Raw genomic sequence first — 23,729 nt, 5'->3', positions numbered from 1 at the left:
GATCAGAAGTAACCCTCTCGCTTGCGGTCCTCCATGGCGGCCTCCGAGAGACGGTCGTCGGCGCGCGTCGCCCCACGCTCGGTGAGGCGGCTCTCGCGCACCTCGGCCAGTACCTCGTCGAGCGTCGCCGCGGTGGACTCCACGGCGCCCGTGCACGAGCCGTCGCCGACGGTGCGGTACCGCACGGTCTTGGTGACGACGTCCTCGCCGTCCCGGGCCCCGCCCCACGGCCCGCTGGTCAGCCACATGCCGTCGCGGGAGAACACGTCGCGGGTGTGCGCGTAGTAGATCGACGGCAGCTCGACGCCCTCGCGGGCGATGTAGCGCCAGACGTCGAGCTCGGTGAAGTTCGACAGCGGGAACACGCGCACGTGCTCGCCTGGCTTGTGGCGCCCGTTGTAGAGGTTCCACAGCTCGGGGCGCTGCCGGCTCGGCTCCCACTGGCCGAACGCCGTGCGCAGGCTGAACACCCGCTCCTTGGCCCGCGCGCGCTCCTCGTCCCGGCGCCCGCCGCCGAAGACCGCGTCGTGGCGGTGCTCGGCGATGGCGTCGAGCAGCGGGGTGGTCTGCAGGGGGTTGCGGGTGCCGTCGGCCCGCTCGGAGAGACGCCCGTCGTCGATGTAGTCCTGCACCTTCGCGACCTCGAGCTCGAGGCCGTAGCGCTCGACCACGCGGTCGCGGAAGTCGATGACCTCGTCGAAGTTGTGCCCGGTGTCGACGTGCAGCACCGGGAACGGGATCGGCGCGGGCCAGAACGCCTTCGCGGCGAGGTGCACCAGCAGCATGGAGTCCTTGCCGCCGGAGAAGAGGATCACGGGGCGGTCGAACTCGCCGGCGACCTCGCGCATGACGTGGATGGCCTCGGACTCGAGGGCGTCGAGCTGATCCATCTGCGTCGTCTCCACCGCGGTCATCCGTGCAGCCCGCACTCGGTCTTGGAGAAGCCCGCCCAGCGCCCGCTGCGCGGGTCTGCGCCCGGGGCCGGCTTGGCGGTACAGGGCGCGCAGCCGATCGACGGGTAGCCGGCGTCGACCAGGGGGTTGACCAGCACCGCGTGCTCGCGGATGTAAGTGTCCATCTGCTCGTCGGACCAGTGGGCGATCGGGTTGATCTTGACGAGGCCGTGGCGCTCGTCCCAGGTGACCAGCGGCGTCGTCGCGCGGGTCGGGGCCTCGACGCGGCGCACGCCGGTGACCCACGCGTCGTAGCGCGCGAGGGTCTTCTTCAGCGGCTCGACCTTGCGCATGGCGCAGCACGCGCCGGGGTCGCTCGCGAAGAGGTCCTTGCCGTACGCCGCGTCCTGCTCGGCGACGGTCAGCTCCGGCTCGGCCTGGACGATGGACACGCCGTAGACCTGGGCGACGGCGTCGCGGGTGCCCAGGGTCTCGGCGAAGTGGTAGCCGGTCTCGAGGAACAGCACGTCGACGCCCGGACGCGCCGCGGCGCCGAGCTCGACGAGCACGGCGTCCTGCATGTTCGAGGCGACGATGAGGTCCTCGCCGAACGTCTCGGCCGCCCAGGCGAGGATCTCGCGGGTCAGCTCCTCGTGGCCCACGGTGCCCTCACGGGCGGCGAAGCGCTCACCGGCGGCGAGCGCCTCGGTACGCAGGTCCTCGCGGGTCTCCGTGGTGGTCATGCGGTTCCTCTCGCCGGTGCGGGCACCGGAGTGACGACGAAGGTACTGCGGCAGTCGGCGCACTCCCACGCGCCCTCCGGTTCCTCCCGGGGACGCAGGTCCTGCTCGCCGCAGTACGGGCAGTACTGGAGGACCAACCTCATGAGAGCTGCGCTTCTTCCGCCCGGACCACCCACTGGGCGAACCGCTCGCCGTCCTGCTTGTGCTCGGCGTAGGCACGCACCAGCCGCTCGACGTAGTCGCCGAGCTCGGCCGAGAGCACCTTGTGCCCGCGCAGCTTGCGCCCGAAGCCGGCGTCGAGCCCGAGACCGCCGCCGAGGTGCACCTGGAAGCCCGCCGCCGGGTTGCCCTCGGCGTCGTTGATGATCTGGCCCTTGAGGCCGATGTCGGCGACCTGGACCCGCGCGCAGGAGTTCGGGCAGCCGTTGAGGTGGATCGACACCGGGTGCTCGAGGCTGTCCTGCACGTCGGCGAGGCGCCGGTCGAGCTCCTCGACCAGCTCGCCCGCCCGGTTCTTGGTGTCGACGAACGCGAGCTTGCAGAACTCGAGGCCCGTGCAGGCCATCGTCGCGCGGCGCCACGGGGTGGGCAGGGCGGGCAGGCCGAGGTGGTCGAGCGCGGTGGTCAGCCCGTCGAGCCTCGCCGGGGGCACGTCCAGCACCACGATCTTCTGGTAGGGCGTGAGGCGCACGCGGCCCGAGCCGGCCTCCTCGGCGGCCTTGGCGACGCCGACGAGCGTCGAGCCGCTGGTGCGCCCGGCGGGCGGGGCGACGCCGACGTAGAGGTTGCCGTCGACCTGCTCGTGGATGCCGACGTGGTCGATGGTGCCGGCGATCTCCTCGGGCGGCGGCCCGTCGACCAGCTTGCGCTCCAGGTACTCGTCCTCGAGGACCTGGCGGAACTTCTCGGGGCCCCAGTCGGCCAGCAGGAACTTCAGGCGCGCGCGGGTGCGCAGGCGCCGGTAGCCGTAGTCGCGGAAGACCTTGGTGACGCCGTGCCAGACGTCGGGGACCTCGTCGAGCGGCACCCAGGCGCCGAGGCGCACCGCGAGCTTCGGGTTGGTCGAGAGCCCGCCGCCGACGTGGAGGTCGAAGCCCGGCCCGTGCTCGGGGTGGACGACGCCCACGAAGCTGATGTCGTTGACCTCGTGGGCGATGTCCTGCTGCCCGGAGATCGCGGTCTTGTACTTGCGGGGCAGGTTGGACAGCGACCGGTCACCGATGAACCGCTCGACGATCTCCTCGATGGCCGGGGTGCCGTCGATGACCTCGTCCTTGCTGATGCCTGCCACCGGGGAGCCGAGCACGACGCGCGGGCAGTCGCCGCAGGCCTCGGTGGTGGAGAGGTTCACGGCCTCGAGGCGGCGCCAGATCTCGGGGACGTCCTCGACGCGGATCCAGTGCAGCTGGATGTTCTCGCGGTCGGTGACGTCGGCGGTGTCGCGGGCGAACGTCTGGGAGATCTCGCCGATGACCCGCAGCTGCTCGGTGGTGAGGCCGCCGCCGTCGACGCGCACCCGCATCATGAAGTGCGGGGCGTCGAGGAGCTCCTCGTCGACGTGGCCGGTGTCGGTGCCCGGGAAGCCCTCGGCGCGCTGGGTGTAGAGCCCCATCCAGCGGAAGCGCCCGCGCAGGTCGGCCGGGTCGATCGAGTCGAAGCCGCGGTGGGCGTAGATGTTCTCGATCCGCGCCCGCACGTTGAGCGGGTTGTCGTCCTTCTTCGACTGCTCGTTCTTGTTCAGCGGCTCCCGGTAGCCCAGCGCCCACTGGCCCTCGGCCTTGCCCTTGCGGGCCCGCTTGGGCTTCGGCGGTGCGTCCTCGGTGGCCCCGGGGTGACGCAGCGGGGTGGTCTCCGCGTACGACTCCTCCGAGGTCGCGGCCTTCTCGGACGACGGGGCGCCGGAACTAGCGGCCATGGTTCGGGGTTCCTCCGGGGGTGGTGCACGGACGCACGCGGGCACGACGAGGAGGGCCTCGCGTGGTGCGCGGAGTCCGCTCGGGCGTGGTGGCGGGATCGCGCTCAGCAGGCGCGGCAGAGTGCGCTGGCCTGGCGCTCGAGGTCGACGTGACGTCGACTCACGAGGAGGTCGCCGGGCGCAGACATGCCCACAACCCTGCCACGAGCAGCGCGTGTGCGCGAAGCGCATGTGAGCACTTCGACGTGCTCCAGCACGCAGAAGTGCTCACATGGCCGAAGGCCACCTACTGCGCGAAGGGGATCGCGGCCGGGCCGGTGTCGACGGCACCCGCGGGGTGACTCCACAGGCCGCGGCGGCCCAGCTCGGGCAGCACGCCCTCGCCGACCCAGTAGGCCTCCTCGAGGTGCGGGTGGCCCGAGAGGACGAACTCGGTGATCCCGAGGTCGTGGTACTCCTGGATCAGGTCGGCGACCTCGGTGTGGCTGCCGACGAGCGCGGTGCCCGCCCCGCCGCGGACCAGCCCGACGCCGGCCCACAGGCCCGGCGAGACCTCGAGGTCGGCCGCGGTCTTCGTCCCGCCCGAGTGCAGGGCCCGCATCCGCTGCTGGCCCACCGACTCGCTCTTCGACAGGCCCGCCTGGACCTCGGAGATCATCTCGTCGGGGATGCCCGCGAGGTACTTCTCGGCCTGGGCCCACGCCGCCTCGGAGGTGTCGCGGGTGATGACGTGCAGGCGGATGCCGAAGCGGACCTCGCGGCCCTGCGCGGCGGCGAGCCCACGGATCCACTCGACCTTCTCGCGCACCTGCGCGGGCGGCTCACCCCACGTCAGGTACACGTCGACGTGCTGCGCGGCGACCTCGCCGGCCCTGGGGGACGAGCCCCCGAAGTAGACCGGCGGCACCGGGTCCGGCACGCGGGTCAGGGCGGCCTCCTCGACGTGGACCTGCTCGCCGTGCAGCGTCACGCTCTCGCCCGCCCACAGCCGGCGCACGACATCGAGGAACTCACCGGTGCGCACGTAGCGGTCGTCCTTGCCGAGGAAGTCGCCGTAGGCGCGTTGCTCGGTGGGCTCGCCGCCGGTGACGACGTTGAGCAGCAGCCGCCCCTGCGAGTGCCGCTGGAACGTCGCGGCCTGCTGGGCGGCGAGGGTGGGGGAGAGGACCCCGGGGCGGAAGGCGACGAGGAACTTCAGCCGCTCGGACTCCGCCACCAGCATCGCGGTGGTCAGCCAGGCGTCCTCGCACCAGGCGCCGGTCGGCGTCAGGGCGCCCTCGAAGCCGACGGTCTCGGCGGCGCGGGCGATCTGGGCGAGGTAGCCGATCTCGGCGGGACGGACGGCGTCGGCGGCCGTGGTGGCGACGCCGTGCCCACCGCCGACGAGGCCGCGGGAGTCGCCGTAGGTGGGCAGGAACCAGTGGGCGGTGAGGCTCATGGGTCTCGGTGTCTCCTAGAGCGTCTCGAGGGGCTGCGCCCGCAGGGCCGCGACGGCGCTGACGACCCCGGCGAGGGCGAGGTACCCCGCCGCGAGCCAGGGCGTGCCGCCGCCCGCGGCGAGCAGCGAGGTCAGGATCAGCGGCGTGAGCCCGGAGGCGTAGATGCCGCCGCCCTGGAAGGCGAGCGACATCCCGGTGTAACGGGTGCGCGTGGGGAAGACCTCGGCGAACAGGGTCGACTCCGACCCGCTCGCGAGCCCGTACGACAGGCCCAGCATGACGAGCAGGGCGACGGTCAGCAGGGCGACCGACCCGGTGCCGATCAGCGCGAACGCGGGGAAGACGCCGACGACGAGCACGGCGCAGCCGATCGCGAACACCCTGCCGCGCCCGATCCGGTCGCCCCACGCCCCGGCGATCGGGACCACGATGGCGCTCACGAGCGCGGCGACGGTGACCGCGACGAGCACGGGGGTCCGCGGCATGCCGAGGGTCGCCACCGCGTAGGTCAGGACGAACACGCCCCAGGTGTTGAACGAGGCCCCCTCGGCCCAGCGCGCGAGCAGCGTCCAGCCGAGGTTGCGCCGCGACGGGGCGTCCCGCACGACGTCGACGGCCGGCACCCGCGAGACCTCGGCGGCGGCCTGCATCCGGCGGAAGGCCGGGGTCTCCATCACCGCGAGCCGCACGACGAGCCCGACGCCGACGAGCACGAGGCTCGCGATGAACGCCACGCGCCAGCCCCAGGAGAGGAACGTAGCGTCGTCCATGACGAGCCCGAGCAGGGCGAACACGCCGGTGCCGAGCGCGAGGCCCAGGCCCAGCCCGATCTGCGGGGTGGCGCCGTAGAGCCCGCGCTTGCCGTCCGGGGCGTACTCGACGGCCATGAGCACCGCGCCGCCCCACTCGCCGCCGATCGCGATGCCCTGCACGATCCGCAGCAGCACGAGCAGCAGCGGGGCGGCGACGCCGATGGCGGCGTAGGTCGGCAGGAAGCCGATCGCCGCCGTGGCGATCCCGGTCAGCGCCATGGTCACGATCAGCGTCTCGCGCCGGCCGACCCGGTCGCCGATGTGACCGAAGATCAGCCCACCGATCGGCCGGGCGACGAAGCCGACCGCGAACGTCGCGAAGGACAGCAGGGTGGCGACGGTCGGGTCGCCACTGCCGTAGAACAGCTGCGGGAAGACGATCCCCGCGGCCGTCGCGAACAGGAAGAAGTCGTACCACTCGATGGTCGTGCCGATGAGGCTCGCGATCAGCACCGTGCGGGGGCTGGTGGCGTCCTGCTGCTCGACCGCGGGGGTGGCGGTGGTCATGGAGATCCTCTGGGGCGGCGTGCGGACGGGGGTCAGCACGCCGGACAGAGGGTGCTCGCCAGCCGACCGAGATCCACGTGACGCCGGGCCACGAGGAGCAGTCGGTGAGCGCGCACGCACCGACCGTGCCATCCCCGTCCGGGCCCTTCCAGCCGGAACGGAGTCTCGGTGACCTTCGCCGCATCGGGGTGTACGAGGTGTCAGCGGCGTGGCGTCGCTGTCATCCAGTGTCCGTAACGCCACGCGCTCAGTTGCGTGCGCACTCGTAGGTCACCGGCACCTCGGGGCCGTGGTCGATCACCTCGAACGCGTCGACGGGCAGGCCGGCGAACGACTGCGCGTCGATCCCCAGCTCGCTCCACTTCGCCGTGCTCGACCGGTCGTCGGCGAACGTCAGCGCGATCTCGCCGCCGTCGGAGAGGTACATCCCGTAGGTCTGCAGCGCCGTGATCACCACGCGCTGCTGCTCCGAGTACGCCGACGTGTCGACGTCCGCGCGCAGGCGCAGGTGCACGCCGTAGGGCGGGGCGTCGGGAGCGGCGCTCTCCGGACCGCCCGCGTGAGTCGCGGGCGGCACGTAGACACCGGCCTTCATCCGGTCGTTGGGCAGGATGAAGCGCAGGGCGTGCTCGATGCGGCCGGACGCCACCTCGTCGGCGGTGGGCGTGAGCGCGGCGATCGGGAAGCCGGCGGCGTCGGCGCTGGTGCACTGCGGGCCGCGCAGCTCGTCGGTGTAGGCCCGGTCGAGGTCCCAGACGACGTAGGCGCCGGCGGTGAGCCCGTCCCCGTCCTGCGTCCCCTGGTAGATCTCGTGAAGGCGCCGGTTCGCGGGGTCGGCGATCAGCAGGTGGCAGTCCTCGGCGGCGGCGTCGCAGGTCAGGTCCTGCGAGCCCTCCATCACCGCGCCGTCGGGCACCGGCATCTCCGCGGGCAGCGGGTCGCAGTCCGGCCCGCCGCCGCAGTACTCCGGGGTCGGGGTGACGGCCATCCGCGGCGCGTCCGCCGGCGCGGTCCACACCGGCATCGCGAAGTCGACCTGGAAGACGCCGCCATTGCCCCACCCGCCGGCGTCGGCCAGTGCCGCGATGATCGCCGGGCTGCGCTCCGACGCCGCCGACCCCGAGACGTCCGCGGTCCAGGGCTGGGGGCCGGAGAAGAGCGCGCCCCCCGCGGTGGTCGAGGGTGACGACGGCGTCGACCCCGGCGCCTGCGAGGACGGCGCGGTGCCGCAGGCGGCCAGCGCGACGACCGCAACGGTGCAGGTCAGCGCCGTGCGCACCCCCCGGTTCATGGTCGACGACGCTAGTCTCTTGATCGTTCGAGGACCGCTACCGAACGAGGGCGCCGGGGCTACTGAACGGCCGGGCGCAGAATGGACCCGTGCCTTCCGTCCCCCCGTCCGGCGAGCCCGCGCCCGCCGACGGCGCGCTCCCGCCGCCGTCGCTGGCCGGGCTCGGCACCCGACCGTTCGGGATCTACGTGCACGTGCCGTTCTGCGCGACGCGCTGCGGGTACTGCGACTTCAACACCTACACGGCCACCGACCTCGGCCTGACCAGCAGTGACGACCCCGCCTCCCCGGCCTCCTGGCTCGAGGGCCTGCGCCGCGAGCTCGACCTCGCCGCCTCCGTGCTCGGCACCCCTCCGCAGGCCGACACCGTCTTCCTCGGCGGCGGCACCCCCTCGCTGCTCGGCGCCGAGGGCCTCGTCGCGGTGCTCGACGCCGTCCGCTCGTCGTTCGGCCTGCGCCCCGGCGCGGAGGTGACCACCGAGGCCAACCCCGAGTCGACGACCCCCGAGCTGCTCGCCGCGATCGCCGACGCCGGCTACACCCGCCTCTCGCTGGGCATGCAGTCCGACGTCGACCACGTCCTCGCCGTCCTCGACCGCCGGCACACGCCGGGCGCGGCGGTCCGGGTGACGGACCAGGCGCTGGCCGCCGGTCTCGCGCACGTCAACCTCGACCTCATCTACGGCACCCCGACCGAGACCGACGACGACCTGCGCCGCTCGCTCGACGCCGTCCTCGCCTCGGGCGCCGACCACGTCTCGGCGTACGGGCTGATCGTCGAGGACGGCACCGCGCTGGCCCGCCGCATCGCTCGCGGCGAGATCCCCATGCCCGACGACGACGTGCTCGCCGACCGCTACGAGATCGTCGACGACGTGCTCACCGCGGCGGGCTTCGGCTGGTACGAGGTGTCGAACTGGGCGCGCTCGGACGCCGCGCGCTGCCGCCACAACCTGGGCTACTGGGGCGGCGGCGACTGGTGGGGCGCCGGGCCGGGCGCGCACTCGCACGTCGGCGGCACCCGGTGGTGGAACGTCCGCCACCCGGCCCGCTACTCGGCGGCCCTCGCGGCGGGGCGCTCGCCCGCCGAGGCCCGCGAGCGGGTGACGCCCGACGAGGCGCACCTCGAGCAGGTGCTCCTCGAACTGCGGACCTCCGACGGGCTGGCCGCGTCGGCGCTGGAACCCGTCGGGCGCGACGCCGGCGACGAGGCCGCCCGCAACGGCCTGCTCGACCGGGGGGCCTGGGCCGGCGGTCGGGCGGTGCTCACCCGCCGCGGGCGCCTGCTCGCCGACGGCGTGGCCCTGGCGCTCGCCGAGCGCTGAAGGGCCCGGTCGCCCGGCAACCCGGCGAAGCCTCAACGGCGATCGACCGGATAGCACCGGTAGAACCGACCGATGGCGTCATCGACGCGGATCCCATGAGGGGACGGCTCCCAGTCCGGGCCCGAGACCTCCCTGCTGAATTCCTCGGCGAGGACGGCAGCGGTGCGGTCACGGAGATCGTTCGAGGGATCGTCGGTCTCCTCCAGAGCGCGCAGGACGTCGGGCGCCCGTCGGCCGAGGACGAGCCGTACGGTCTCCGCCGTCTCTCCGTCGAGGCCGTGCAGTGCGCTCACGGGTTCCTCCAGCCACGTGATGATTTCGCCCAGACGGTCACGACCCGACCTTCCTCGCTGAGGACGACCCCGGCGCGTCGTCGCCCAGCTGTGCGGCGCCTCGACGCAGAAACTCGGGACGGACCTCGACTCCCTCCGGCATGCCGAGATGGTCACAGCCCGAGGCCCGGCCGAGGGGCCGTTCCGGGAATCAGCGACCCAGCGCCGCTCGCAGGTCGCCGAAGAGCTCGCTGCGGCTCGCCGAGCCGAGTCGGTGCCGCAGGCGGGCGACGTGGTGCTCGACGGTCTTGGCCGAGAGGAACAGCCGCGCCCCGATCTCGCGGTAGGTCAGGCCCTGGACGACGAGCGCCGCGACCTCGCGCTCCCGCTCGCTGAGCACCACCCCCGAGGTCCGGGGTGTCGGGACGGCCTCCTCCTGGGGCGGGTGCAGGTCCCGCGCGCAGGCCAGGAGGGCGGAGATCGCGCGCCGGTCGGTGGTGCGCAGCGCGGCCTCGCCGGCGAGGCGGGAGCCGTCCCACCCGAGCCCCGCGGCCCGCAGCCCCGTGGCCGCGGCGGTGACCTCGTCGGGGTCGACGTCCCCGGCCAGCACCCGCAGCCACGCCGCGGCCGCGCGGGCCGGCGCGACGGCGGGGTGGGTGACCCGTGCGGCCGCCGCCAGCCCCTCGGCGTGGGAGGCGGCCGCCGAGGTCTGCTCCGTCGCGATCGCGTACTGCAGGCCGTACCAGTGCCACGGCGTGCTCCACAGCGGCGGCTGCCCGAGGGCGTCGAGCAGCGCGGCGCCCTCCTCGAGGTGCGGCGCCACCCAGCCCTGCTCGCCGAGCCGCGCCGCGGCCAGCGCGAGCTCGCCGACGGGCAGCAGCACGTAGAGGTCGACGGGGTGGCGCACCAGCGCCTCGCGCGCCCGCGCCCAGAGGTCGAGCAGCGCGCGCACGTCCCCGGCGCGTCGCGCGAGCGCCACGTCGAGGGCCACCGCGACCAGCTCGTCCCGCGGCTCGACCACGTCCGGCCCTGCCTCGCCGGCGCGGGCCCGCAGCGACCGCGCCTCCGCGCCGTCCCCCGCCGCGAGCGCGCACCACGCCCGCAGGAGCAGGTGACGGCGACGGTGGGCCGGGCCCCCGAGGTCGAGGGCGAGCGCCCGGTCGAGCAACGGCCCGCCGAGCTCGGGCTCCCCGCGGTGCAGGGCGACGAGCGCGCCGAGCGCGGCGGGGGTGTCCCCGCGGACCGCGGGCCGGTCGCACACGGCCAGCGCCGTGGCGGCACGGGTGAGCAGCGACAGGGCCGCCGACGAGTCGCCGGTGACCGAGGCCAGCACGCCGCGGGCGGTGAGCACGTCGGCGGCGTCGGCCAGGCCGGGGGCGAGGCCGGCGGCAGGGCCGGCGACCTTCTCCGCCGACGTCACGGCGGTGGTGGCCTCGTCGAGCGCCCCCGTCCCGAGCAGCGCGACGACGGCGTCCGGCGCGCTCCGGCCGTGACGGCGGGCGAGCCAGCGGTGCAGGTCGGCGCTGCGGGCGAGCAGCCCGCGGTGGGGGAGGACCGCGGCGAGGACCGCGGCCGCGCGCCCCTGCCCGTCGGGGTCCGACCGGTCGCGCAGGGCGGCGTCGGCGGTGCGCAGCGCCGTGTCGAGATCACCCGCGTAGGCAGCGTCGGCCGGGTCGTCCGGCCGCTCCGGCGAGGAGGGCGGGGCGGTGTGGACGGCGGTCACGTCGTCTCCTCGGGGGCAGGGGACGAGGCGGGGGACGAGGACGAGGGAGACGCCGTGGACGTCTCGGCCGGCTCCTCCACGCTGCGCGTCTCCTCGACGGGCGGGTCGGGCTCGCCCGTCGGCTCCGGCTCGTCGGCGGCGGGCGTCTCCGCCGGTGCCTCCTCGGCCGGCGACGACGGCGGGTCCGGCTCGGTCACCGCGGCCGGGGTGGCCTCGACCGTGACCGGACGCTCCGGCGCGGCAGCGGTCCGGGCGACCGCGGGCTCCGCGACCGTCGCAGGGGCCGCCGCGGGGGCGACCGCCGGCGCCCCGACCGGCCCGGTGCCGGGGGGCGGCACCGGGCCGGGGCCCGACACGGGACCACCGCCGGGCAGAGCGGGGTCCGTGGGGCCGAGGGGCGTCACCTCACCCAGCGGGCGGGCGACGACGGTGGCGGCCGGGGCCGGCGGCGCGGTCAGGGCCGCCGGTGGGGTCCCGAACGCGTCGTGCAGGGCGCCCCGGACCGAGTCGCCGACGGCGTCGTCGAGCGGGAGGGGCACGGTGACCGCGACGGCCACCACCGCCGCGAGCACCCCCGACGCGACGAGGAGCCGCCGCCCCCGACGCGGCGGCTCGTCCTCCTCGGGCTCGTCGGCGTCGAACAGGCCGGTGATCGTCGACGCCGGACGCTCGGGTCCCCGGACGACCGTCGGGACGGCCTCGTCGTCGACTCCGTGGGCCGCGACGGCCGCGCCGAGGGCGACGACGGTGAGCGGGTCCGCGTCGGCGGCGACAGGGCGGCCGAGGGCCTCGGTGAGCAGGCGCGCGACCAGCGGGATCGTCGACGACCCGCCGGCCAGCAGGACGTGGTCGACCTCCGACGGCGTGACCCCCGCGTCCGCCAGCGCCGCGAGGAACTCCTCCACGGTCGCCGCGACCGTGCCGTGGATCCGCGCCTCGAAGTCGGCGCGGCCCAGGCGCACGGTGCGGTGGCCCGACGGGAGCACGACGGGGACGACGACCTCCGTGTCGGCCGAGAGCCCCTCCTTCGCCTCCACACAGTCGCGGCGCAGCCGGTGCAGCGCCTGCCAGCTCTCCGGGGCGTCCGGGTCGAGATCGGCGAGCGCCTCGGCGACCTCGTCCCGCACGTGGGCGAGGACCGCCTCGTCGAAGTCGATGCCCCCGACCCGGTCGAGGCCTCGGGGCGTGCCGAGCAGGGTCACGGTGCCGTCCGGCGCGCGGCGGGCGACGGCGGCGTCGAACGTGCCGCCGCCGAGGTCGTAGACGGCCGTCGTGACCTCGGCCCCGGACGGTCCGCCGACCGTGGCCGGTCGCCGCAGCGCCGCGTGCCCGAGGACGGCGGCGTGCGGCTCGGCGAGGAGCTCGACGTCGGCGAGGCCGGCGGCGCCCAGGGCCGTCCGGAGGCGGGTGCGGCGGAAGTCGCCCCAGGTGGCGGGATGGGTGACGACGATCCGGCGCGCCGGCCCGCCCTCGCGCTCGGCGACCCGCCCGAGCACCCAGGTCACGATCGCGGCCGCGACGTCCTCGGCCGGCCAGGGCTCGCCGCCCACCACGGGCGGGACGTCGTCGCCGAGGCGGCGCTTGACCTCGCGCACGACCCGGTCGGGCTCGTCGCCGGCGCGGCGCTCGGCGCTCTCGCCGACGAGCACCGTCCCGTCCGGACCCCGGTAGACGACGGACGGGACCACCGCCAGGCGGCTCCCCAGCGTCACCGTCTCCGGGTGCGCGCCGCCGTCGCGCAGGACCGCGGCGGCCGTGTAGGTCGTCCCGAGATCGATGCCGAGGTCGTACGTCATGGCTGCCCCCCACCCAGTCACCGAGGATCGGTCACTCAGCGCTCGGTACCCATGTACCGAACGTGCACAGCAGCGAGAGTAAGCGGCATTCGGACTAACACCTAGTCCACTTAGCCCACACGGGGGGTGGACATCGGGGTCGCACGTCCGGACCCCCCGGACCCCGACCGGCCCAGCGGGGGCCGGCCCCCGGGGTCCCGGTCGCGGATGCGGGTCGATCCCCGCTGTCCCGGGGCCCGGATCTTCCTAGCTTTCGTCCTCACCGGACGACCGGTCCGGACGACCACGGAGGTGCCCGATGCCCGCGACCGAAGCGAAGACGCTCCTGCAGTTCCTCCTCGACCTCTTCCGCGACCCCGTGGCACGTGCCGAGTTCCTCGCCGACCCGTCCTGCTCGCTGCAGGCCGCGGGCCTCGACGACCTCACGCTCGACGACCTGCGCGACGCGGTGCCGCTGGTGATGGACCACGCCCCGGCCGCCGTCGCCGCCCGCTACGACGAGGACGTCCGCGACGGGGTGCTCGACGGTCCCGGTGGGGGTGCCGGCGGGGGCGATGGCGGCGGCTCCCGGCTCGCGGCCCTCGACGACGACTGGTCCGGCCCCGGCTGGCACGGCGGCGGGCACAGTGGCGGGCACGGTGGCTGGCACGGCGGGGGTGGCGGGAGCGGCCCCGGGCCGGCGGTCCCGGGTGTCACGGAGATCGACCGCGTCATCGCCCACCTGTCCGTCGCGACGACGACCTACCACTTCGACAGCCACGACACGGTGCTCAACCAGATCATCGACCAGGACATCTGGGCCGGCGGCGACGTGGTCCAGGACTTCGACCTGAGTCCGACGGTGGCCTCGGGCGCCGGGGCGGTCGCGGTCGGGGACGACCTCGACGGCACGGTCGTCACCGGGGCGGGCGCGATCGTCGGCGACGGGAACCAGGTCGTCGACGACGGCACGGCGGTCCTCGGCGACGGCACCGCGGTGGGTGGCGGTCTCGCCGCCGGCGCCGGCGGGGCGGTGGCGGTCGGCGGCGACGCGACGGGCGGCACGGTGGCCACCGCCGGCGAGGGCGACGTCCTCGTCGAGGGCGGCGCCGGCGACCTGACCAGCGACGACGACGTCACGATCACCGACTCCGGCAACACGACCGAGGACAACGACGTCACGATCTCCGACTCGGGCAACGTCACCGAGGACAACGACGTGACCGAGGACAACGACGTCACGGAGGACAACGACGTCACGGAGGACAACGACGTCGACAACAGCGTCACCGAGGACAACGACGTGACGGAGGACAACGACGTCACGGAGGACAACGACGTCACAGAGGACAACGACGTCACGGAGGACAACGACGACGTCTCGACCGGCGACATCACCGACGTCGACGGCGACCTCACCGACGTCGACATCGAGGTCGACGACGTCGACGTGGACCTCGTCCCCTGATCGGGTCCGGTCACACGCAGTAGCATCTGCTGGCTGTTCGGTGACGGGCGGTGCTCGGCGATGGCCGGGCGCCGCCCGTCGACCACGGGGGGTCCCTGATGACGACGACACTGCCCGCGACGACCGCGCCGACCTCACGGCGCGAGGCCGCCGCGGTCCTCGACGAGGCGGTGGCCCTCGCCCGCGATCTCGGCCGCGACGACGTCGCCGCGTCGCTCGCCCGTGACGGGAGCCGCCTGCTCGACCCGGGGGCCCGGGTGCTCGTCGTCGGTGACCACAAGCAGGGCAAGAGCAGCCTCGTCGACGCGCTCGTCGGCACCGACCTCTGCCCCGCCCACGCCGACGTCGCGACCGCGCTGCCCACCGTCGTGGCGTACTCCGAGGAGCCGTACACGGTGCTGGTGGGTCCGCACGGACGGGAGGACGTGACGGCCGCGCGTCTCGCCGGCGCGGTGACGGGACGCGACGACCGGGCGTGGGTGCAGGCCGAGATCGGCCGGGACGTCCCGGTGCTCGCGGCGGGGCTGACGCTGATCGACACGCCGGGCGCCGGCGGGCCCGGGGGAGCCCCGGGCGTCGCGGTGCTCGGCGAGCTGCCCGCGGCGGACGCGGTCCTGCTGGTCAGCGACGCCTCGCGGGAGCTCACGGCCGGCGAGGTCGAGCTGCTCGCGGCGGCCGCGGGCCACGTCGCGACGGTCGTCGTCGCCCTCACCCGCACCGACCTGCACCCGGCGTGGCGGGAGGTGCGCGACCTCGACGCGGCGCTGCTCGCCGCGCGGGGTCTGGTGGTCGACGTGGTCGGGGTGTCGGCGGAGCTCGCCCGCCACGCCCGCACCCGGGACGGCACCGACCTCGGTCGCGAGCTCGCGGCCGCGTCCGGCGTCCCGGCCCTGGCCGAGCTCCTGCGCCGCCGCGTCGTCGAGCCCCGCGGGTGCCGGACCGAGCGCGCGCTGCAGCGGCACGTCGCCGAGGTGCTGCGCGACGTCCGGGCGGTGCCGGTCGTCGAGCTCGCCGCGCTGGAGGGCCCGGCCCGGGCCCGCGAGCTCGACGAGGCCCTGGCCGCGGCGACGGCCCGCGCGGCGGCGACGAAGGAACGGTCGGCGCGCTGGCAGCAGACGCTCGCCGACGGCGTCGCCGACCTCGGCGCGGACGTCGACTGGGATCTCCGCGACCGCGTCCGGCAGGTCCTGCGGACCGCGGAGGAGACGCTCGAGACCGTCGACCCCGCCCAGGTGTGGGACCAGTTCGAGCCCTGGCTCGCCGAGGAGATCGGCCGGGCCGTCGCGACCACCTACCTGTGGGCGGGGGAACGGACGTGGTGGCTCGCGGAGCGGGTCGCCGCGCACTTCGCCGACCCGGGCGCCGAGCCCGGCGTCGAGGGCACGGAGCCCGTGGCGGACGGGGCCCCCGTGCCGGCCGGCCGCTTCACCGCCGAGCTGTCCGCCCTGCCCGAGCTCGGGACGCCCGACCTGGACCGCATGGCGTTCACCCAGGGACTCCTCGTCGGCCTGCGCGGCTCGTACGGCGGCGTGCTCATGGTCGGGCTGGTGACGACCCTGTCGGGCATGGCGCTGATCAACCCATTCTCGGTGGGCGCCGGCGTGCTGCTCGGCGGGCGCACGTTGCGCGACGAGCGGCGCCGCGCCCTGCGCCGGCGGCGGCTCGACGCCCGCCGCGTGGTGCGCCAGCACGCGGACGAGGTGCAGTTCGTCGTCGGCAAGCACACCAAGGACATGCTGCGCGAGGTCCAGCGCACGCTGCGCGACCACTTCACCGCGCGGGCCGAGGAGGTCGCCACGGGCGCCGCGGCGGCCGTCGTGGCCGCCACCGGCGCCCGGGACCTCGACGCGGAACGCCGCCGGCGCCGCACCGCGGAGGTCCGCGCGGAGCTGGCGCGCCTCGACGACGTGCTCGCGCGGTGCGCCACGTGAGCGCCCTCGCCGACCGCACCCGCGCCGTCCTCGACCGCGCCCTCGCCGTCTACGCCGGCCGCCCGGCGCCCGCGGCGCTGCTGCGCGCCCATCGTGACCGGCTCGACGGGCCGCTGCGCGTCGCCCTGGCCGGCACGCTCAAGGCGGGGAAGTCGACGCTGCTCAACGCCCTGGTCGGCGAGCAGATCGCGCCCACCGGGACCGCCGAGTGCACCCGCGTCGTCACCACCTACCGGGACGCGCCGAGCGCGCGGATCGTGGCGCACCACCGCGACGGCACGCCCCCCGACGAGCTGCCCGTGGTGCACCGGCGCGGTGCACTCGTGATCGACCTCGCGGGCCGGACCGGCGTGGACGAGCTCTGCGTCGACTGGCCGTCGGCGAGCCTGCGCGAGGTCACGCTCATCGACACGCCGGGTGCGGACTCGACCCGCCCCGGGGTCGCCGGCCGGGCCCGCGCGTTCCTGTCCGCGGAGGAGGCCGAGGACGCGGGGACCCCCGGTGACGGGGCCGACGTCGTGCTCCATCTCGTGCGCCACCTCCACGACGCCGACGTCGCCTTCGCCGAGACGGTGGGCGAGGGCGCCGCCCGCGGGATCGGGCCGGCCGGCACGGTGGCCGTCCTGTCCCGCGCCGACGAGATCGGCGGCGGGCGCCTCGACGCGCTGATGACCGCCGCGCAGGTCGCCCGCCGGTACCGGGCCGACCCGGGCCTGCGCCGGCACTGCCGCACGGTGGTGCCGGTCTCGGGGCTGCTCGTCGAGACCGCGCGCACCCTGCGGGCCGCCGAGTTCGTCGCGGTCCGCGACCTCGCCGCGCTCGCCCGCGAGGACGTCGAGGACCTGCTGCTCTCGGCGGACCGCTTCGTCGACGGCGCCCCGGTACCGGCCGACCACCGCGCCCGCCGGGCGCTGCTCGACCGGTTCGGGGTCCACGGGCTGCGGCTGGCGACGACGCTGGTGCGGCGCGGCGCCGCGGGGACGGCCGACTCCGCCGGCCTGGCCGCCGAGCTCGTCCGGCGCAGCGGGCTCGACGAGCTGCGGTCGGTCGTCGGCTCCCAGCTCGTCGCCCACGCCGACGTCTTCCGGGCCCGCGCGGCACTCGGTGCCCTCGAGCGCGTCCTGCACGAGGTCCCCTGCGGTGACGCGGAGGGCCTGGCCGCCGCGGTCGAGCGCGTGCGCACCGGCGCGCACGAGTTCGTCGAGCAGGACGCCCTGGTGGCGCTGCACGCCCGGGGCGGTGCCGACGAGGAGGCCCGCCGCCTGCTCGGCGGTGACGGTCCGGCCGCGACCGCACGGCTGGGTGTCCCGCCGGACGCGCCGGACACCGACGTGCGGGGTCTCGCCCTCGACGCCCTGGCCCGCTGGCGCCGTGCCGGCGAGGACCCGCGGGCCGAGCGCGCCCGGACCGACGTCGCGCGCGTCGTCGTCCGCAGCGTCGAGGGGATCCTCGCGGGCCGGACCTGACGTCGCGGCGTCCGGCGGACGTCGGGCCGGGGCTCACCTACCATGGACGGTCGGGCCCGACGGACCGACGAGACCCACGGGCGAGCATCCGGGAGGTGGGCGCGGTGAACGCCGACGAGCGCCGCGTCGCCGTCCTGCGCGCGATCGTCGCGGACTTCGTGGCCACCAACGAGCCGGTGGGCTCGAAGGCGATCGTCGAGCGCCACAACCTGGGCGTCTCCAGCGCGACCGTGCGCAACGACATGGCAGCGCTGGAGGAGGACGGCTACATCGCCCAGCCGCACACCAGCGCCGGGCGCATCCCCACCGACAAGGGCTACCGCCTCTTCGTCGACCGGCTGCACCAGGTCAAGCCGCTCTCCACCGCCGAGCGCAGGGCGATCACCACGTTCCTCGAGGGCGCCGTCGACCTCGACGACGTCCTCAAGCGCAGCGTGCGCCTGCTCGCCCAGCTCACGCGCCAGGTGGCCGTCATCCAGTACCCGACGCTGACGCGCTCGACGGTGCGCCACCTCGAGGTCGTGCGGCTCACACCGGCGCGGCTGATGCTCGTGCTGATCACCGACACCGGCCGGGTCGACCAGCGCGTCGTCGACCTCGGCGACGTCCTCGACGAGGACGACGTGTCCCGCCTGCGTGCGCTGCTCAACAACGCCCTGGTCGGCCAGCCCCTGGCGACGGCCTCGGCGCGCATGTCGGAGCTGCCCGACGACGCCCCCGCCGGGCTGCGCTCGCCGCTGCTCAGCGTGGCGGCGGTGCTGCTCGAGGCGCTGCTCGAGCGGCCCGAGGAGCGTCTCGTGCTCGGCGGCACGGCCAACCTGACCCGGGCGGGCACCGACGCCTCGGCGCTGCGCGGCATGCTGGAGGCGCTGGAGGAGCAGGTCGTCGTGCTGCGGCTGCTGACGTCGGCCAGCGACCCGGAGACGGTCACGGTGCGCATCGGTGAGGAGAACGAGTCCGAGGACCTGTGGACGGCGTCCACGGTGTCGATCGGGTACGGAGCGGGAACGACCGCTCTGGGCGGCATGGGCGTCGTGGGACCGACGCGGATGGACTACCCCAGCGCGATCGCGGCGGTGCGTGCGGTGGCGCGCTACGTCGGTGAGATCGTCGGGGGACGCTGAGCGCCCACCGGAGGGCACGGCGCCGGCACGGATGAACAGGACGGACGAGGACCAGCGTGGCGAAGGACTACTACGGAATCCTGGGCGTGTCCCGGGAGGCGGACGACGGCGAGATCAAGCGGGCCTACCGCAAGCTCGCCCGTGAGCTGCACCCCGACGTCAACCCGGACGCCGAGACCCAGGCGCGGTTCCAGGACGTCAAGAGCGCCTACGAGGTCCTGACCGACCCGCAGAAGCGCCGCATCGTCGACCTCGGCGGCGACCCGCTGGAGACCCGCGGCGGCGGTGGCGGCGGGGCCGGGGGCTTCTCCGCGGCCGGCTTCGGCGGCCTCGGCGACATCATGGACGCCTTCTTCGGCGCCGCGGGGGCCACCGGAGGGCGCGGTCCGCGCAGCCGGGTCCAGCCCGGCGAGGACGCGTTGATCCGCATCGACCTCACGCTCGAGGAGTGCGCGACGGGCGTCGCCCGCGACCTGACCGTCGACACGGCGGTCCTGTGCGAGAAGTGCCACGGCGGCGGCGCCGAGCCCGGCACGCGCACCGAGACCTGCGACACCTGCGACGGCCGCGGCGAGATCCAGAACGTCCAGCGCTCGTTCATCGGCCAGGTCGTCACGGCCCGCGCGTGCCCCGTGTGCCGCGGCACCGGCGAGATCATCCCCAGCCCCTGCACCCAGTGCTCGGGCGACGGGCGCGTGCGCTCGCGGCGCACGGTCACCGTGCAGGTGCCCGCCGGCGTCGGCGACGGCATGCGCATCCGGATGGCCAGCCAGGGCGAGGTCGGCCCCGGGGGCGGCCCCGCCGGCGACCTCTACATCGAGGTCTCCGAGGAGCGTCACGAGTACTTCACCCGCGACGGCGTCGATCTGCACTGCCACGTCAGCCTGCCGATGACCGCGGCCGCGCTGGGCACCACGCTGCCGCAGCGCACGCTCGAGGGCGACGAGGAGCTGACGATCGAACCGGGCACGCAGCCCAACACCACGCACACCCTGCGCGGTCGCGGCATGCCCCGCCTGCGCTCGACCGGCCGCACCGACGGCCGCGGCGACCTGCTCGTCCACCTCGACGTGCAGGTGCCCGACCGGCTCGACGCGCGCCAGACCGAGCTGCTGCGCGAGCTGGCCGAGCTGCGCGGCGAGGAGCGGCCCGATCTCGCGGCCCACCGCAACGGCCTGTTCGGACGCCGGCGTCAGGGCGGCCGCGCGCGGTGACACCTGCGGTCTCCGAGGCCTGGTCCCGGCCGGCGCTGTTCTGGGTCGACGCGGTCCCCGAGGTCGGCGCGGTCGTCCTCGAGGGCGCGGAGGGGCGCCACGCCGCCGACGTGCGCCGGGTGCGTCCGGGCGAGGTCGTGCTGATCGGCGACGGCGCGGGCACCCGGGCCCGGGCCCGCGTCACCGACGTCGGCAGGAGCACGGTGACGACGACGGTGCTCGAGCGGCGCAGCGAGGACGAGCCGCGGCTGCGCATCACGCTCGCGCAGGCCCTCGTCAAGGGCGACCGCGCCGAGCTGGCCGTCGAGCTCGCGACCGAGGCGGGCGTCGACGCGATCCTGCCGTGGCGCGCCGAGCGGTGCGTGGCGCGGTGGGACGACGGTGTCCGGGGGGAGAAGGCCCTCGCCCGCTGGCGCACGACGGTGCGCGAGGCCGCCAAGCAGGCGCGACGGGCGCGGGTCCCGGACGTCGCCCCGCCCGCCACCACCCGCGACCTCGCGGCCCGTGACGCCGACGCGGTGCTCGTGCTGGAGGCCACCGCGGACACCTCGCTCGCCGAGGTCACGCTGCCCGACCGGGGCGAGCTGGTGCTCGTCGTCGGCCCCGAGGGCGGGGTGACCGACGACGAGCGCGCCCTGCTCGTCGGCGCCGGGGCGTGCGAGGTCCGCATGGGCCCGGGCGTGCTGCGGACCTCGACCGCCGCCGCCGTCGCCCTGGGCGCGCTGGGCGCGCGGACCGGGCGATGGAGGTGACGGTGGCGCGCCGATCGCTGCTCGGGGGGCTCGCCGGACTGGCCGGCCTGGCCGCCTGCGCCCGGGTGCCGACGCCCGCGGGCGGGGTCACGGTGCCGCCCACCCAGCCGGGCACGCCGACCCCGCGCTCGCTGCCCTACGGCACCGATCCCGCGCAGTTCGGGGTGCTGCACCTCCCGCCGGGCGGCGAGAAGGTCCCGGTGGTGGTCGTGGTGCACGGCGGCTACTGGCGCGCGGCCTACGGGCTCGAGCTGGGCACGCCGCTGGCCGTCGACCTCACCAACCGCGGCATCGCGGCCTGGAACCTCGAGTACCGCCGCGTCGGCGCCGGTGGGGGCTGGCCCGCGACGTTCGCCGACGTCGCGGCGGGCGTCGACCAGCTGCCGGGTGCGGTGCAGAAGGCCGCGAACGGGCGCCTCGACCTCGACCGCGTGGTGTTCCTCGGGCACTCGGCGGGCGGGCAGCTCGTCGGCTGGGCCGCGAGCCGCGAGCGTCTCGACGCCGGGGCACCGGGCGCCGACCCCCAGGTGCGCCCGGTCGGCACCGTGAGCCAGGCCGGGGTGCTCGACCTCGTGGCCGGCGCGGCCGCGAACCTGGGCGGCGGCGCCGTCGTCGACCTGCTCGGCGGGCCGCCCGCCACCGTCGCCGACCGCTACGCGCTGGCGTCGCCCACGGCGCTGGTCCCGGCGTCGGCGCCGGTCGTGTGCGTCCACGGCGACGCGGACACCGTCGTGCCGCTCGACCAGTCGCAGCGCTACGTGGCGGCGGCGACCGCTGCGCGGGGCGACGCCCGCCTGCGCGTGCTGCCCGGCGCCGACCACTTCGCGGTGATCGACCCGTCGCTGCCGGCCTGGGCCGCGGTGCGGGACGAGGTCGAGGGGCTGCTGTGAGAGCGCTAGGATCGATGTGACGGATCGACGGCGAGCAGGAAGCAGGACAGTTCAGCACGTGACCGGTGACGGAACCTCCCGGATCGTGGTGCCCGAGGCGGCGCTGCTGGCGCTCCTGGGCAAGCGCGACGAGAACCTGCGCGAGGCCGAGAGCCTGCTGGCGGCCGACGTCCACGTCCGCGGCAACGAGCTCACCCTCTCCGGCGAGCCCGCCGACGTGGCGTTCGCCGAGCGGGTGTTCGCCGAGCTGGTGGTGCTCGCCAGCCGCGGCCAGCAGATCGATCCCGACGTCGTGCGGCGCTCGGTGCGGATGCTGCAGGACGACGACGAGGGCCCGGAGGGCGGACCGTCGCCCGCCGAGGTGCTCAGCCTCGACATCGTCTCGCGGCGCGGGCGCACCGTCCGGCCCAAGACGCTCAACCAGAAGCGCTACGTCGACGCGATCGACGTCAACACCATCGTCTTCGGCATCGGCCCCGCGGGCACCGGCAAGACCTACCTGGCGATGGCCAAGGCCGTGCAGGCGCTGCAGGCCAAGCAGGTCAACCGGATCATCCTGACCCGCCCGGCGGTCGAGGCGGGGGAGCGGCTCGGGTTCCTGCCCGGCACGCTCTCGGAGAAGATCGACCCGTACCTGCGGCCGCTCTACGACGCGCTGCACGACATGCTCGACACCGACGCGGTGCCGAAGCTGATGGCCGCAGGGACCATCGAGATCGCTCCTCTGGCCTACATGCGGGGGCGTGCGCAGCCGGTGGACACGCCGGTCCTCACCCCGGACGGCTTCCGTCCGATCGGCGAGCTCCGGGTCGGCGACCTCGTCACCGGACGCGACGGCAGGCCGACCGCGGTCCTGGGAGTCCACCCGCAGGGCCGCAAGCAGGTCTATCGGGTGTGGACGCAGGACGGTGTCTCGACGCGCGCCTGCGCCGAGCACCTGTGGTTCGTCACCACGCCGGACGACCGTCGCCACGGCAAGGCGGGCCGCGTCCTCCAGACGCAGCAGATGCAGGACAACCTGTGGTGGTCCCACGCGCACCGGTACGAGCTGCCGCTCGTGTCGCCGGTGTCGTTCCCGGAGCAGCCGGTGCCGATGGATCCGTACGCGCTCGGGCTCCTGCTCGGCGACGGCTGCGCCGACCGGACCACGCCGAGCTTCTGCACCAAGGATCCGGAGCTGGCCGAGGCCCTGGACGCGGCGCTCCCGGACGCCGAGGTGACCCACGAGTCCGGCCTGGACTACGTCCTGCGGAGGGTCGGCGGCGGAGGTCGCGGTGGCGTCATCACCGCCAACCCCGTGACGGCGGTGCTGCGACAGCTGGGCCTCGCGGGCACCGACTCGTCGACGAAGTTCGTGCCGGAGTCCTACCTGCACAACAGCGTCGAGGTCCGCGCGGCGCTCCTGCAGGGCCTCCTCGACACCGACGGCGGTCCGGTGCGTCAGGGCGGGCGGACGTGCCGTGTCCAGTACACGACGTGCTCACCCCGCCTCCGGGACGACGTCGTCCGCCTGGTCCGGTCGCTCGGCGGTGTCGCCTATGTCAAGACGCGGTACGCCGCCGGCCGCACCCCCGGCCGCGCCGGTGGGCGCCCGGTTCCCTACCGCTCCGACGCCCACGTCCTGGACATCCGCCTCCCGGCGGAGATCGCCCCGTTCCGGTTGACGCGGAAGCGGGAGGTCTACGACGCGACCGGCGGCGGACGGCCTCGTCGCTACGTCGACAGCATCCTTCCCGACGGCGAGGCCGACTGCGTCTGCATCTCGGTCGCCGCCGAGGACTCCCTGTACGTCACCGAGAACTACATCGTCACGCACAACACGCTGAACGACGCCTTCATCATCCTCGACGAGGCCCAGAACACGACGCCGGAACAGATGAAGATGTTCCTCACGCGTCTGGGCTTCAACTCGAAGATGGTCGTCACCGGTGACGTCACCCAGGTGGACCTCCCGGGTGGTTCGACGTCGGGGTTGCGCATCGTGCGTGACATCCTCGACGGGGTCGACGACGTGGTCTTCTCCGAGCTGACCTCCAACGACGTCGTCCGTCACCGGTTGGTGGCCGACATCGTCGACGCCTACGGCCGCTACGACGCCGCCCAGCAGCGTCGCCCGCAGGCCGTCTCGAGCGCCCCGCGCACCGGGCCGCCGGTGGGGCCGCGCAACCGCGAGCGACGAGGTCGATGAG

Annotated in this window: 18 protein-coding genes and 3 pseudogenes; 11 read left to right on the top strand and 10 right to left on the bottom strand. The window is 75.1% G+C overall.

The features are described 5' to 3' along the window. Positions 1-2 precede the first annotated feature (2 nt). From cysD to WCD41_RS25205, 7 genes are all read right to left on the bottom strand, one after another. Positions 3-914, bottom strand: coding sequence for a sulfate adenylyltransferase subunit CysD (cysD, locus tag WCD41_RS25230; protein WP_337717698.1), 912 nt, complete (start codon positions 912-914; stop codon positions 3-5). Further along, positions 911-1,636 (bottom strand): phosphoadenylyl-sulfate reductase, encoded by a 726-nt coding sequence (locus tag WCD41_RS25225; protein WP_337717696.1) that lies wholly within the window; start codon positions 1,634-1,636, stop codon positions 911-913. Before WCD41_RS25225 ends, cysD begins: the two co-directional genes overlap by 4 nt. Positions 1,637-1,775: 139 nt before the next feature. Further along, positions 1,776-3,551 (bottom strand): nitrite/sulfite reductase, encoded by a 1,776-nt coding sequence (locus WCD41_RS25220; protein WP_337717694.1) that lies wholly within the window; start codon positions 3,549-3,551, stop codon positions 1,776-1,778. Positions 3,552-3,655: 104 nt separating this feature from the next. Beyond that, positions 3,656-3,739 (bottom strand): putative leader peptide, encoded by an 84-nt coding sequence (locus WCD41_RS31180; RefSeq protein ID WP_373695199.1) that lies wholly within the window; start codon positions 3,737-3,739, stop codon positions 3,656-3,658. Positions 3,740-3,837: 98 nt separating this feature from the next. Further along, on the bottom strand, positions 3,838-4,989 hold the full coding sequence (locus WCD41_RS25215; protein WP_337717692.1) for an LLM class flavin-dependent oxidoreductase: 1,152 nt from the start codon (positions 4,987-4,989) through the stop codon (positions 3,838-3,840). 15 nt (positions 4,990-5,004) lie between these two features. Continuing rightward, the gene (locus tag WCD41_RS25210) at positions 5,005-6,309 is read right to left on the bottom strand and encodes an MFS transporter (RefSeq protein ID WP_337717690.1); all 1,305 of its coding nucleotides are present in this window, start codon (positions 6,307-6,309) and stop codon (positions 5,005-5,007) included. A gap of 247 nt (positions 6,310-6,556) precedes the next feature. Next, positions 6,557-7,600, bottom strand: a complete 1,044-nt coding sequence (locus WCD41_RS25205) for a hypothetical protein (protein WP_337717688.1) — start codon at positions 7,598-7,600, stop codon at positions 6,557-6,559. An 89-nt stretch (positions 7,601-7,689) separates the two neighbouring features. Here WCD41_RS25205 and hemW point away from each other — a divergent pair, with 89 nt between their 5' ends. After that, complete coding sequence (gene hemW, locus WCD41_RS25200; protein ID WP_337717686.1) at positions 7,690-8,925, top strand: radical SAM family heme chaperone HemW; 1,236 nt, start codon at positions 7,690-7,692, stop codon at positions 8,923-8,925. Positions 8,926-8,957: 32 nt separating this feature from the next. Here the strand turns inward: hemW and WCD41_RS25195 are convergent, their stop codons facing one another. The 3 genes from WCD41_RS25195 to WCD41_RS25185 all read right to left on the bottom strand — a co-directional run bounded on the left by WCD41_RS25195 (position 8,958) and on the right by WCD41_RS25185 (position 12,716). After that, on the bottom strand, positions 8,958-9,218 hold the full coding sequence (locus tag WCD41_RS25195) for a hypothetical protein (protein WP_337717684.1): 261 nt from the start codon (positions 9,216-9,218) through the stop codon (positions 8,958-8,960). Between the two features lie 190 nt (positions 9,219-9,408). After that, complete coding sequence (locus tag WCD41_RS25190) at positions 9,409-10,920, bottom strand: LuxR C-terminal-related transcriptional regulator (RefSeq protein ID WP_337717682.1); 1,512 nt, start codon at positions 10,918-10,920, stop codon at positions 9,409-9,411. Further along, positions 10,917-12,716 (bottom strand): Hsp70 family protein, encoded by a 1,800-nt coding sequence (locus WCD41_RS25185; RefSeq protein WP_337717680.1) that lies wholly within the window; start codon positions 12,714-12,716, stop codon positions 10,917-10,919. The genes WCD41_RS25190 and WCD41_RS25185 overlap by 4 nt, the downstream gene beginning before the upstream one ends. 298 nt (positions 12,717-13,014) lie before the next feature. Here WCD41_RS25185 and WCD41_RS25180 point away from each other — a divergent pair, with 298 nt between their 5' ends. The 10 genes and pseudogenes from WCD41_RS25180 to WCD41_RS25135 all read left to right on the top strand — a co-directional run. Then, positions 13,015-14,163, top strand: a complete 1,149-nt coding sequence (locus tag WCD41_RS25180) for an IniB N-terminal domain-containing protein (protein WP_337717678.1) — start codon at positions 13,015-13,017, stop codon at positions 14,161-14,163. A gap of 98 nt (positions 14,164-14,261) precedes the next feature. Next, entirely contained in the window at positions 14,262-16,094 is a 1,833-nt protein-coding gene (locus tag WCD41_RS25175) for a dynamin family protein (RefSeq protein ID WP_337717676.1), read from the top strand. Next, positions 16,091-17,560: a dynamin family protein gene (locus WCD41_RS25170; protein ID WP_337717674.1), complete on the top strand. Its 1,470-nt coding sequence runs from the start codon at positions 16,091-16,093 to the stop codon at positions 17,558-17,560. Before WCD41_RS25175 ends, WCD41_RS25170 begins: the two co-directional genes overlap by 4 nt. 104 nt (positions 17,561-17,664) lie before the next feature. Next, a complete protein-coding gene (gene hrcA / locus WCD41_RS25165) occupies positions 17,665-18,684 on the top strand; it encodes a heat-inducible transcriptional repressor HrcA (protein WP_337717899.1) in 1,020 nt (339 codons plus the stop codon). 56 nt (positions 18,685-18,740) lie between these two features. Next, positions 18,741-19,898, top strand: coding sequence for a molecular chaperone DnaJ (dnaJ, locus tag WCD41_RS25160; RefSeq protein WP_337717672.1), 1,158 nt, complete (start codon positions 18,741-18,743; stop codon positions 19,896-19,898). Next, on the top strand, positions 19,895-20,650 hold the full coding sequence (locus WCD41_RS25155) for a 16S rRNA (uracil(1498)-N(3))-methyltransferase (protein WP_337717670.1): 756 nt from the start codon (positions 19,895-19,897) through the stop codon (positions 20,648-20,650). Before dnaJ ends, WCD41_RS25155 begins: the two co-directional genes overlap by 4 nt. Before the next feature lie 2 nt (positions 20,651-20,652). Continuing rightward, the gene (locus WCD41_RS25150) at positions 20,653-21,540 is read left to right on the top strand and encodes an alpha/beta hydrolase family protein (protein WP_337717669.1); all 888 of its coding nucleotides are present in this window, start codon (positions 20,653-20,655) and stop codon (positions 21,538-21,540) included. A 58-nt stretch (positions 21,541-21,598) separates the two neighbouring features. Continuing rightward, positions 21,599-22,285 (top strand): annotated as a pseudogene (locus tag WCD41_RS25145) (PhoH family protein); the annotation flags it as partial. Next, positions 22,274-23,098, top strand: a pseudogene (locus tag WCD41_RS25140) (LAGLIDADG family homing endonuclease); the annotation flags it as partial. The pseudogenes WCD41_RS25145 and WCD41_RS25140, both read left to right, overlap by 12 nt. Positions 23,099-23,359: 261 nt before the next feature. Continuing rightward, positions 23,360-23,728 (top strand): annotated as a pseudogene (locus WCD41_RS25135) (PhoH family protein); the annotation flags it as partial. Position 23,729 lies beyond the last annotated feature (1 nt).

The organism is Actinomycetospora aeridis, from assembly GCF_037400275.1.
GTDB lineage: Bacteria > Actinomycetota > Actinomycetes > Mycobacteriales > Pseudonocardiaceae > Actinomycetospora > Actinomycetospora aeridis.
The sequence above is the reverse complement of the archived record's forward strand: the minus strand, read 5'-3'. Positions and strand labels throughout refer to the sequence as shown.